The 11,516-nt window shown below is 62.3% G+C and carries 11 protein-coding genes and 1 pseudogene; 4 read left to right on the forward strand and 8 right to left on the reverse strand.

The features are described from left to right. Nucleotides 1-18: 18 nt before the first annotated feature. Entirely contained in the window at nucleotides 19-1,770 is a 1,752-nt protein-coding gene (locus GO606_RS15100) for an IS1634 family transposase (protein WP_211166622.1), read from the reverse strand. Nucleotides 1,771-1,898: 128 nt separating this feature from the next. Between GO606_RS15100 and GO606_RS22175 the strand changes: the two are divergent. Continuing rightward, nucleotides 1,899-2,207: pseudogene (locus GO606_RS22175) on the forward strand (transposase); the annotation flags it as partial. A 114-nt stretch (nucleotides 2,208-2,321) separates the two neighbouring features. Here GO606_RS22175 and GO606_RS15110 read toward each other — a convergent pair. Then, entirely contained in the window at nucleotides 2,322-2,525 is a 204-nt protein-coding gene (locus tag GO606_RS15110; RefSeq protein WP_169118465.1) for an Arm DNA-binding domain-containing protein, read from the reverse strand. 192 nt (nucleotides 2,526-2,717) lie between these two features. Between GO606_RS15110 and tnpA the strand changes: the two genes are divergently transcribed. The 3 genes from tnpA to tnpC are packed head-to-tail and all read left to right on the forward strand — an operon-like array spanning nucleotide 2,718 to nucleotide 5,028. Beyond that, nucleotides 2,718-3,023, forward strand: coding sequence for an IS66 family insertion sequence element accessory protein TnpA (tnpA, locus tag GO606_RS15115; protein ID WP_169120857.1), 306 nt, complete (start codon nucleotides 2,718-2,720; stop codon nucleotides 3,021-3,023). Continuing rightward, nucleotides 3,023-3,367 carry an IS66 family insertion sequence element accessory protein TnpB gene (tnpB, locus tag GO606_RS15120; RefSeq protein WP_169120859.1) on the forward strand — a complete coding sequence of 115 codons (345 nt, stop codon included), beginning with the start codon at nucleotides 3,023-3,025 and terminating at the stop codon, nucleotides 3,365-3,367. The genes tnpA and tnpB overlap by 1 nt, the downstream gene beginning before the upstream one ends. A 44-nt stretch (nucleotides 3,368-3,411) precedes the next feature. After that, the gene (gene tnpC / locus GO606_RS15125) at nucleotides 3,412-5,028 is read left to right on the forward strand and encodes an IS66 family transposase (RefSeq protein WP_246979221.1); all 1,617 of its coding nucleotides are present in this window, start codon (nucleotides 3,412-3,414) and stop codon (nucleotides 5,026-5,028) included. A gap of 882 nt (nucleotides 5,029-5,910) precedes the next feature. Here the strand turns inward: tnpC and GO606_RS15130 are convergent. From GO606_RS15130 to GO606_RS15155, 6 genes are all read right to left on the reverse strand, one after another. Then, nucleotides 5,911-6,855, reverse strand: coding sequence for a nucleotidyl transferase AbiEii/AbiGii toxin family protein (locus GO606_RS15130; RefSeq protein WP_169120598.1), 945 nt, complete (start codon nucleotides 6,853-6,855; stop codon nucleotides 5,911-5,913). Continuing rightward, nucleotides 6,848-7,462: a hypothetical protein gene (locus GO606_RS15135; RefSeq protein WP_169120596.1), complete on the reverse strand. Its 615-nt coding sequence runs from the start codon at nucleotides 7,460-7,462 to the stop codon at nucleotides 6,848-6,850. The genes GO606_RS15130 and GO606_RS15135 overlap by 8 nt, the downstream gene beginning before the upstream one ends. A 239-nt stretch (nucleotides 7,463-7,701) precedes the next feature. Next, nucleotides 7,702-8,448, reverse strand: coding sequence for a Qat anti-phage system TatD family nuclease QatD (gene qatD, locus GO606_RS15140; RefSeq protein ID WP_169120594.1), 747 nt, complete (start codon nucleotides 8,446-8,448; stop codon nucleotides 7,702-7,704). Then, a complete protein-coding gene (gene qatC, locus GO606_RS15145) occupies nucleotides 8,445-9,713 on the reverse strand; it encodes a Qat anti-phage system QueC-like protein QatC (protein ID WP_169120592.1) in 1,269 nt (422 codons plus the stop codon). The genes qatD and qatC overlap by 4 nt, the downstream gene beginning before the upstream one ends. Next, nucleotides 9,710-10,546, reverse strand: a complete 837-nt coding sequence (gene qatB / locus GO606_RS15150) for a Qat anti-phage system associated protein QatB (RefSeq protein WP_169120590.1) — start codon at nucleotides 10,544-10,546, stop codon at nucleotides 9,710-9,712. The genes qatC and qatB overlap by 4 nt, the downstream gene beginning before the upstream one ends. After that, entirely contained in the window at nucleotides 10,546-11,463 is a 918-nt protein-coding gene (locus GO606_RS15155; RefSeq protein ID WP_169120588.1) for a P-loop NTPase fold protein, read from the reverse strand. The genes qatB and GO606_RS15155 overlap by 1 nt, the downstream gene beginning before the upstream one ends. Nucleotides 11,464-11,516 lie beyond the last annotated feature (53 nt).

Raw genomic sequence — 11,516 nt, forward strand, 5'->3', positions numbered from 1 at the left:
GCGGGGTTGAGGTTCTGTCTACGGCGAGAGCGCTTCGACAAGCTCCATGGCGCGGCGCTGGGTGGGGGAGGCGAGCGTAGTAAGCTCGAAGGCGGGCCGCTCGGCGGCGCCGACGGTGCGGCAGGTGTTGCGCACCTGGGTCGCCAGCTCGTCGAGGAGCGTGCGCAGGCTATGCACCGGTGTGCCGTCCTCGAGCGTGCGGCGACGCACCTTGTGCTCGGCGGCCGGCGAACGGCGGGCCGGCGCGACCGGATCGCGCGCGAGTTTGGCGGCCTGATCCTCGTCGGCAAAGAGCAGTTCGCGCCAGGCCTCGCGCAGGTGCCACTCGACATAGTAGGCGAGCATGCACAGCAGGATGTGGGCGCGCACCCGGGTTTCGAGCCGGTGGTGGATCGGGCGGATCTTCAGGTCCACCGTCTTCAGCGAACGGAATGCCCGTTCGACTTCGGCCAGCCCCTTGTAGTGGCGCACGACCTGGGGCGCCGCCATCGTCTCGGCGGGGACCGCGGTGCGGATCACGTACAGGCCGTCGAGCGCCGCTTCCGCCTCGATCGCGGCCGCGTTGCGCTGCCAGGTGAAGTGCGCGTCCTCGATCGCCAGCACGAAGTGCTTGGCCACCTTGTACTTGTTGAGCACGCGCCCGATGCGCACGCCGATCTTCGCCGCGCCGGCGAGGCGGCCGTGCTCGACCATCGCCTGCACCTTGGCCAGCTCGGCTTCGGTGGCCGCGAGGAGGGCTGCGCGCTTGTGCGCGCGCAGTTCGGCCAGCGCCGGATTGCGGCAGGCGATGAGGCGTTCGCCCGGGTAGTCGGGGTGAGTGAGTTCGAACAGGTTGCGCTCGTCGAAGAGATCCAGTTGCAGCGCCTCAGGGCTCACCAGGCTGCGGATCTGCCCGCTCTTGAGCGCGGTGATCCAGCTCAAGCCCGCCGTCTCGCGCAAGGTGTCGATGTGGGCCTGCCCGATCATGCCCCGATCGCCGACCAGCACCACCTCGTCGAGGCCAAACTCCGTCCTGAGCTTCATGACCTGCGGCATGAGCGTCTTCGCGTCGCCCACGTTGCCCGGATACACCGAGACCGCCACCGGGCAGCCGCGCCGATCGGTGAGCAGCCCGTAATTGACCTGCGGCTTGTTGCGCTTGCCGTCGCGGCTGTAGCCGATCTTGGCCAGCGGACAGTGGCTGCCCTCGAAATAGCTCGAGGACAGGTCGTACAAGGCCAGCGCCCCGTGCTCGAGGTGACGGGCGGCGAGCTTCTTCTCGATCGCCCCCTGGCGCGCGAGCAGCCAGTCCATCGCCGCGTACAGTTCGTCCTCGGTCGCGTCCGCCACCCCCAGGTCCGCGGCCAGCGTGCGCGTTTGCCACCACCGCGTCGTCGCCAGCTTCGTGTGCGGCGCGAGCACCCGCGCGGCGATCATGCCGATCACCAGGTCGGCCTCGCGGCTGCGCCGCGCGCCGAACAACTCGCGCAGCCCCAACCGCCGGATCGCCGCCAGCACCGCCGCCGCATCGCCATGCGCGCGCGAGGCGACGATCTCGAACCCGTCGGCCGGATTGACCAGCGCCTCACCGCGCAGCGCCCGCCGGATCAGCTCGATCACCGGCTCGGGCAGGTGCGACAGGTTGCCCACCGTCTCGTTCTTCACCTTGCCGTCCTCGCGGTAGGTGCGGCGCAGCAGATGGGTGCAGTAGGTCTTGCCGCGGTAGGTGCGGCGGGTGGTGGCTACATGGACGGGGCCTTGGCGCGTGCTCATGTCCTCTTTATAGGCCATGAACACACCAAGTCAATAATTTTTAGTGACTACATTTCGAGGCGCGATAGCGCCAATAAATAGCCCTGTCGCTATGAAAAAACAAGCGCTTGCAGCGGGGAAAATGTAAGTGGAATAAGGAACTTCAGATTAAAGCGCTGATCGCAGTCGGACGCGACGAACACCATCCGGATTGGCGCAGCCGCTTCGAAGAACCCGTGCCGCTTGACGGGCCGGCGAGCCACGTCGAGCAGATGCGCCACGCCCTCAAGACCAAGGCGGGTCGCGCGGCTTACGCGCTCAGGAAACAGACCGTGGAACCGGTGTTCGGCATCATCAAATCGGTGATGGGATTTCGCCAGTTCCTGCTGCGCGGGCTCGACAATGTACGCAACGAATGGACCTTGGTGTGCCTCGCGTGGAACTTGAAGCGCATGGCCGTACTGCGTCCGCAGTAAGGAAATAGGACGGGAGCATTGCGGTTTCGGGCAGAAACGCGCCGAATTCGGCCCGAAACGCTCACCGTTTCCCGTATTGTGAAATCAGCCCCGCGGATACAGCGTCAGCGGGACTCAAGTCCGACAGGCTGCTAGGGACATTCCTTCAGGCCCATAGCGCCCAAGGGTCAAGGTCTCGCGGCGACCGTTGATGCGGTAGTCGAGCCGAAAGGCGATACCTCCGGTCGGCGCTACCACGACGTACATGGCGTCGCGGTCGGCCACTTTGTACGCCTTCTCAGCTGGCTTCAGGCTCTTCAGCTTGACGTCTGTGAGCATTGCCGGCCACCTCTGATCGGTTTACCGTCAAGTGGGCACCCATCCAAAGATAGACGGTAAACCAGCTCCACGACAGGCATTCAACCGCAGTTTACCGTCAGAGGGCCGTAAGCGGTAACTGCCCGGCGTTGTTCCCGGCCACATGATCGGCGTGGACAATCGCCTCCAGGTTTAACAACGGAGGCGGTGTTCATGGCAGGAGCAATCAAGCGCAAGTGGCGCCGGCGCAGCCGAGAGGAGTGGCGGGAGGTGTTCGCCCGGCACGGTTCGAGTGGGCTGAGCGTCACGACATTCTGCGCGCGCGAGTCGATCAGCGTCTCGAGCTTTCAGCGCTGGCGGGCACTCGTCGCGCCGGTGAGCGGTGCAGCAGACGCTCGAACGCCGGCGCGGCAAGCGGCGTTCGTCGATCTGGGGGTGCTCGGTTCGGGCAGCGCCTCGCGCCTCGAGCTCAAACTCGATCTGGGGGGCGGCGTGGTGCTGCACCTGGTGCGCGGCTGATGTTCTTTCCCGAAGGCGCGGTGCGGGTGCATCTGTACGGTCGCCCGGTCGATATGCGCAAGTCCTTCGACGGGTTGTATGCGCTCGCCCGCCACGGCGTGGGCCAGGATCCGCTGTCGGGGCATCTGTTCGTGTTCATCAACCGGCGGGCGACGCAGATGAAGGTCCTGTACTGGGATCGCAGCGGCTTTTGCATCTGGGCCAAGCGGCTCGAGTCGGGTCGTTTCGTGTCGGATTGGTCGCGGGTGGCCACCCGCGAGATGGACTGGACGGGGCTGAAGCTGCTGCTCGAAGGCATCGAGCCGGCGCGCGTCAGAAAGCGCTTCGCGCTGCCGGCGAAATGAGCGCAAACCCGCATGGATACTGGCTTTCTTGCTAGAATGACGGCATGCCCGCGACGCCCCTGACGCACCTGCCGACCCGAGAAGAAGCCGCCCGCTGGACGGCCGAGCAGGTCGTCGATCTGGCGCGCGAACGCCTGGCGTTGGGGTGCCGGTTCGATGCGATGAAGCTCGAAGTCGAGGCGATGAAACACCAGCTCGACTGGTTCCGGCGGCAGCTCTTCGGCCAGAAGAGCGAGAAGCGCCTCGTGGACGCCCACCCGCATCAGATGAACCTGGGCGAGCTGCCGGTGCCCGACTCCTCGCCGCCGCCGCCTCCCGCCCAGGACATTGCCGCCCACACCCGCCGGGCCCGCACCACCGATTATGCCGCGGGCGACGAATCGGCGCCGTTCTTCGACGAGGCGCGGGTGCCGGTCGAGACGATTGCGGTGCCCAACCCGGACGCCGAGGGGCTCACCGCCGACCAGTACGAAGTGATCGGCGAGAAGACGAGTTTCCGCCTCGCGCAGCGCCCGGGCAGCTACGTGATCCTCAAATACGTGCGCCCGGTGATCAAGCGCCGCGACACCCAGGTCATTTCCTGCCCGGCCGCGCCCCGCGGTGTCATCGAGGGCAGTCGCGCTGACGTGAGCTTCATCGCCGGCATGCTGATCGACAAGTTTGCCTACCACCTGCCGTTCTACCGCCAGCACCAGCGCCTGGGCGACACCGGCATCACCGTCAGCCGGCCGTGGCTGACGCAGCTCGGCCAACACGCGATTGCCCTGATCGAACCGATCTTTGAGGCCCAGTTCGGCTCGATTCGCGCCTCACGCGTCAAGGCGATGGACGAGACGCCGATCAAGGCCGGGCGCGCCGGGCCGGGCAAGCTCAAGGCCGCCTACTTCTGGCCGGTCTATGGCGAGCTGGACGAAGTCTGCTTCCCGTTCTTCGAGAGTCGCCGGATCGAACATGTCGAGCAGGCGCTCGGCCTGACGCCGGTCGAGCGCGGCGTGCTGCTCAGCGACGGGTACACCGCCTATGAGCACTACACGAAGAAGACCGGACTAACCCACGCGCAATGCTGGGCGCACACGCGGCGCCACCTGTTCGAGGCGAAGGACGCCGCGCCGCAAGTCGCGGCGCAGGCACTGGAGTTCATCGGTGGCCTCTACGCGGTCGAAGCGCACATCCGCGAAAAGAAGCTCAGTGCCGCGAAAAAGCTCGACTATCGATTGATGCATGCCAAGCCGATCGTCGAACGGTTCTTCGCCTGGGTGAGCCAGCAATTCGAGGCACAGGGCCTGTTGCCGAGCAATCCCATGACAAAGGCGCTCGCCTACGCGCGCGAGCGGCGATTCGGACTCGAGGTCTACCTCACCGACCCGGACGTCCCGATCGACACGAACCCTCTGGAACGTGCGCTGCGGGCCATTCCGATGGGGCGCCGCAACTGGTTGTTCTGCTGGACCGAACTCGGCGCCCGGCAGGTCGGCATCATGCAGAGCCTGATCGTCACCTGCCGACTCCACGACATCGACCCCTATGACTATCTGGTCGATGTGCTGCAGCGCGTCAGCCAGCATCCGGCCAGCCGCGTCCACGAACTCACGCCGCGACTGTGGAAGCAACTCTTCGCCGGCAATCCGCTGCGATCGCCCTTGCATAGCCCTCGGCCGTAGGCAAGAACGCTGCGCAGTTACCGGTTACAGAGGGCCGATTACCGCTGACGGTAAACGCGGCCCTCGCTCGCGGCCCTTTCCAACTATACCGTCAAAAATACCGTCAAATTGAGTCGGCTGTCACTGATTGCCATCGATAGCAGTTAAGGGTAAAACCCTCTTAAATCAATGGGATTTTGGCTTTTTGCGATAGTCCTCGATAGCAGGTGGAGGATGCAGAATCACTCCCACTCGATTGTCAATAGCAGCCTCGATCCTTAGTGTTTACGCCACTTTCCGCGGGGCCAATCTGCTTGATACCGTTGCCGATACCGTCGATTTCCCTCGCCTTGAACGCGCTGCCTACAGACAAGTCCCAGGAGGCTCCACTCCGTCCCAGGCGCTCCCACTGACAGGGGTGCTCGGCCGTGCCGACAAGGCGATCCGCTGACCCCAGAGAGTCACGACGTTTACCTCAGCCGCTAGGAGATGACGCGGAACACACCCTGGAAAGCCATCACTGCGACGGATTGCAGGGCTGTCGATAGGAACAACCCGACATAGACCGGAACGCATGCCTGACAAGGTCAAATTTTACGCCAGTATTGCGTTTCGGCGAGCTACCAAATCCATGACTTGTTCAACGGAGAGCGGATCCACTTGGCGACATTGGCGACACCTCCGCCCTCGACCTGTGTCGACAAGCACAAAGGCTTGGTTAGTCAGCCGAAACCCATATGGCGGGTAAATCAAACGGAATACGCATTCCAAACATCTTGGGCAAAGCTGCCGTCGCAGAACCATTCACTAGGCCATTGCCTATCAGTCGCTGTCCTCCATTTCTTCAACCGGGCCGCCTCGCACTCTTCTCAGATCCGATGGATGGCGTGTGATGCCGATCCCTCACATGGCGTCGATGTATTGGTGAATCCGGGCCATCAACGCACCGAAATCCGGCTGCCCCTGGTAGTACAACGCCTCTGTCTTGCGGTATTCATGCGCGAAGCGTTCGCGTTCCACTGGGTCGGCGAGGATGAAGGCAGGGTTCTTAGCAATCACCAGTTCATCTCCGCTGCGAAAGCGCTGCACTTTGCGGTCCTGATAGGCCGGGTCCCGCATGAACGCTTGCACTTCCTCCAAGCTGAGGAGGCAGTACACGTCGTAGTAGTGGCGCAGGAAATTGGCTGGGAATTCCTGGGCCTCGCCGAGCCGGCGATACTTGGTGGAAATGGTCTGTAGCTTCTCGACGAAGGTGTGCGTCGGCGCGTAGCACGGGATCGCCACTGCGCGGTTGTCGAACACCTCGACGCCTCGGTCGCTGGCGACGCCCAAGGCCCATGAAGAGATGGTGACTGGTCGGTTGGGCGCCGTGTCATCGAATCCCAACTCCAGCAGGATGCCGTCCTTGACTCCCGACAGGGCGGCCGCGCGCGGGGTGTAGATAAGGCGAATGCCTGCGCTGCGCATCTTGTCGTCATCGAACCGGGTGTCCCGCTCGACGCGGTCGATGCCGGGAATGCGGATGCGTGCGGCGAGTTCATCGTAGTAAGCACACCGTGATGCGACATGGGCCGGCTTGTCCTGGTTGCGGCCGACCTTCACATCCATGCCGTCGGGCGGTTCGATGCGGATATCGATGTCCTCGGAGAAGCGATGGATGACGCCGAAGCCTTTAGACAACGACGTGCCGCCCTTCAACTCGTACTGGAAGCCTTGGGCCTGCAGGCCCCACAGACAATGCATGATCCAGTAGTCCTTCTCGACCAACATAGGATCGAGTCCGCACTCGTCGGCGACCAACGCGAGCAATTGGTCGAAGTCACGCCGCTCGTGCAGGAAGTCAGCCACCAGCCCACTCCCGGAGCCGTTTGCGCGTCGCCACACTGCCAAAGCTGTCGGCCGCGCGTTGCAGACGGGCTGGATCGAACGAAGACAACCTGTTGCGCGCCTGGCGCAATACCGCATCACGGTCCTCGGCCAGTTCATCGAGATTGTTCAGCAGGTCGACGTAAAGGAACTCAGGCGTCAGCTTCTTGGGGAAGCGTGGCTTCATACGGAAATCGAACTGCCGGTTGCCGAGCCGGAAGACGCCGTGGCGCTTGTGGTTGTAGACCAGTGTTTTGTTGTAGAGCTGGGTCGTCCCCAGTCCCACGGAGTTGTAGGCCGAGGGGGAGAACACCAGGAAGTCTTTGTCGCGCAGGAAGCTTCCCACCACTTGCTCATCCGCCGGCGGCAGCGGACCGAAGCTTGACTGCTTCGGCGCGTGGTACAGCCCTTGAGCAAGCTTTTTCAGCTTTCCCGTGGACACCAGTTCACGCAGGTGCCGGTCCACGGCGGTGGACAGACGTACGAGATCCTCCCGCCGATAGACGCGGCCAGCTTGCAGTTCATCCGCAAGGTGAGCAGCAGCACCGTGCAGGGACAGAGTCGAACGTGAAGCGGTAGAAGCAGGCATGACTAACTTCTCATTGAGATTTCATGCATTCTACCTCTTCCAGACAGGTATGTCGCGCGTCCGAGGATGAACGGTCCGAGTCCGGCTGGCCTGACCCAACCTGCGCCAGGGTCCTTGATCGATAGACCCATGGTCGCCGACCCGCACGTCCGCCGTCGCCTGGATAGTTAAGGCGGTGATGGACTCCATCGTCATCGCGGTGATGCGGGGGCTGCGACTCCACGAAGGGGTACCTGGGCTCAGCCAGAAATCGACAACGTCGGCGTGATCGCTTTGAAGTTGGAGAGTAGTTGAGCGCGTACGTGGTCTAGGCTCGTTCCCCAGAGATCACACATGGTCTGCGTAACTCGGTCAGTTTCCCACGGAAACCACGGCGTTCCGTCTGCTTTGGTTGCGAATGGTCCATCTGTCTCCAGCAGCACCTTCGTAGCAGGCATCTCTGCCACAAGTTGTCGCCCTTTCTCGCTCGCGACCATGGATGGCCCGACGCTGAACCATGCCCCCTGATCAACCGCACGGCGTAGCTGTTTCTTTGTGCCGGAGAACCAATGAAGCACGGGCGTACCTGCCTTCGGCTGTGCCTCGAGTGCATCCAGCACCTGGTCGACCGCACCACGAGAATGCAGACTCATGGTTCGTCCGCCGACACGCTCGCACTCGGCGAGGACCGCGTCCAGAATCCTTCGCTGCAGCGCCATCGACTGCTTGAAGCGAGGTGATCCATCCAGACCAATCTCGCCGATGAACTCGGCTTGGCCGACGAGACTGACCAAGAGATCCTGTTCCGACGCCTTAACAACAGCTATCTCAGGGTGGAGCCCAAGCGCCACCTTGATGTTGGGATAACCCGCAAAAACCCTTGATGTTGCCAGCCAGGCCCTTGGGCTTGTGGAGACGACCAGCGTAAAGACGTTCTGCCGCGCGACTTGTGGAAGCAAATCTAGGGCATTCGGGTAGAGATCAAGGTGACAGTGGAAATCGATCAAATGATGCCCTCGTGTTCGAGATAGCTCCCCAACTCGCTGATGCCGGCCTCTACGACGCGTTGAAAGTCAGCGCGCTCATCAGGAGCGGCAAACGTCAATGCGCCGGCAGCCAAGGGGCGAATACCGTCTGAAAGATACCTGAGGTAGGCGATCGCCACAGCGTGCGTGTCATTCGCATTACCAGAGGGCGCCGCTTCCCCAAGGTTGCCGTATCGGTAGCTTGGTGTTGGATCGGGCATGCCGGCCTTGAAGAATGCAGCTCTCCTCACAAGACATGGCAAGCATCGTCCGCAATGCTCGTTCAGTCGGCCGTACTTTCCGCAACTCGTCGTCCGAGACATTAGCTGGTGCATCAATGGTATGTCTTGGCATCCCAAGAGAACCTCGCCTTTGGTCAGGTGCTTGTAGGGCGAGCAGAACTTCGCCCCAATACCCAGCCCATCCCAGAGATGCTGCAGGCGATGGAGAAAAACAGGATGTGTAGTCTTCGTGCTGAGCGACCCCATGCGGCCAGGGTTTAACGGAATATTGAGGCTGATGAAACCGTTCTCAGGCACGTAGACGTGCAGAGGGTCGATGTTCGGCAATGCTGAAGCCGCCACGGCTGCGAAGCCGTAGAACACGATCGAGCGGGCGCGGGTCGACAGTTCGTGATCCACCGTCGATCGCACATTGCTGTTCCACAGCAGATGCCGATCTGCACCACCCAGCCGGCGAGCAAAATGATGCTGATCCTCTCGATTGCCCTTCACAAGCTGGGACACGAACAAAGGCTTCTTCCCCTGCACCGTAAGGTCGATTGCACCGACTAGGCTGTCCATCCCGCCTGAGAGAAAGCACACGCAGTCCGCGTCGAAGCGCGCCGGCGCCGTGGAAAGTGGCCGTGCCCGGCCTCCTTCGAAGAACGTCAGGTGCCAGAAGTCACCCGTCAGAAAGCGAAGCATCTCTTCGATGCCTTGCTTGCGTGCAGTGAACGGCTCAGGATCTTGTAGGGCGATTTCCAGTTCAATGACACGTGTCCAACCGTCCGCTCCGCCGGAGCGCTGAACGGCCAAGTCTGCCGCGCCGACAGCTAGCGCGAAGGTCGCGAAGTCCCACGCCGGCAGGCTTGGGTAAACGCCTTTGAGTTCGAGATCTTCCAGCAGGCCGGTACCTACGGAACCAACGTCCTGGCGCTGCGATGAGGTGTACATCGAGTAATACACCGCGCCGCGTTCCAACTGGCGTGGCAACATCTGCTGGGGGAGGCAGATCACCCGGCTCATATCGAATCCTCGAACACCGTGAAGGTTATCTGCACCGCGTCGCGCAACAGCGTTTCCAGTTGCTGGCGCGTGGGGTTGGGCGTCGCCTGCCGGATCGTTTCCAACTGTGCGGCCACGGAGTTCTTCAAAAAGCTGCGCATCTCGTTGGTCCGCTGGACGATCGTGGCGGGGGAAAATCTCGCGCTCTCGAACAGTTGACCAATGTCTGCGTACATGCGGTTGCAGGCTTCATGGCCAAGGTACAACTGCATCAGCGTCCAGATCTGCGGGTCCTGCAGTTCTAGCAAATCGACATCCGGGTCCAAAATAGTAAGTTCAGAAAGGGCCTGCGCCATCGAATCCTTGGCCGACTCTTCATCGACGCTGCCACCCTCCGGAATGATTTGGGCAACAATGGCATCAATCACAGTCTGCGCCGAGGGACTGGTCGCACGCAGGGCATCCATCCACTGATTGATCCGGGGATCCGACCGATCCCGAGCGGCCTGCAAGAACGAGCCCAAGCCAGCCGCTGCCTTGGTCGACGTGCGCATGCGGGCTGCAACGTTGCGCGCACCACCCATGCCGGTTCGGGAATAGTGGCCGGCCGCACGCCCCAACGATTGGGTGTCGCCGTTGCGGGCGAAGATTCCGAGGCTGGTGCGCGCAGCCTTGAACCGGCTTGCAGGCGCCACGCCTTCCGCGGGCGATTGCGGCGACGAAGCTGCATCGCTGCTTTCCGCTCCACCATCTGTACCGCCCTCGCCCGCGCCACCGACCGGAATGTCGTTCAGCCATGGAGGGTCGAAAGAAACGTTGGCACCAGGGCCAGCGCTGGATGCGGAGGTTCCCACTACGCCTTCCCCCTTTTGGCGGAGATCGCGCGTTTGACTTGAGGAGGCGTATCGGCATCACTCTCCCAGCGCTGCAACTCACCTGCTGCCCACGTCTCGTTCTGCAAAAGCGGCACCAATGCGATGGGACGGCGGTTGGCAGGAATTTCACCCAACAGGAGGGCGAGTTGAGGTCCCAGTGCAGGAAAGGCCTTGGTAATATTCAGGCAGCGCGCCACGGAATCGGAGGTGAACTGCTCGGTCCGCGCCTTGCGACCCAGACGCGTCAGCACGCGCTCAGCCTCGCTTTCGCCCAGGGCCTTGATGTGATCGACCAGAGTGGGAATCACGGATGTCGCACTGACAAGCGCATCGAGCATCTTCTGCGCTTCCTGGCTGAGTTCGTCATACGCTGCGATCGCAAGCTTCCGATCCCGGCTCAAGTGCATCAGCGGACGCAGATCGACATCTCCCAGTTGCGGTGCGAGCTTCACCCACTGCTCGTAGAAGGGCTGAGACCAGGGCGTGGGCGCGACCCATGGATTACCCTTCTGGGCGGCCGCTTCCAGGTCAGCAAGAAACTGCACTTTTCCATCATCGCTGGCTGCCACGGCCTTGGCCAGATGCTCGAAGCCAACCGCGTTCGCGCACCGCTCAAATAGCTGAAGCTTCACCAACTCGGGAAAGCCGATGCTCATGCCTTGGGATCTGGCGATCGTTTCGCGGATCACCAGGTTGTTGAGGAAGCGCTTGATCAACCGCGGGTTGCCGGCGATCTGTTCCGCGCTCGCAAGAATGTGCGCAAGCTGATCCGCCAGGTCGATCTCCTTCGCGACTTTGTCGGCCTCGGTGCCAAAGGCGCCGCGGATGTCCTTCGCAGACAAGCCTGACCATCCCTTTTTCGCGAGTTCGAGCACCTTCTGCTGCGCCTCGTTCATGGTCTTGTCAGTCAGGGCAATCGCATCAAAATGCGGATGCCATTGTCGTTGAC

It is taken from the genome of Aromatoleum anaerobium (assembly GCF_012910705.2).
Taxonomy (GTDB): Bacteria; Pseudomonadota; Gammaproteobacteria; order Burkholderiales; family Rhodocyclaceae; genus Aromatoleum; species Aromatoleum anaerobium.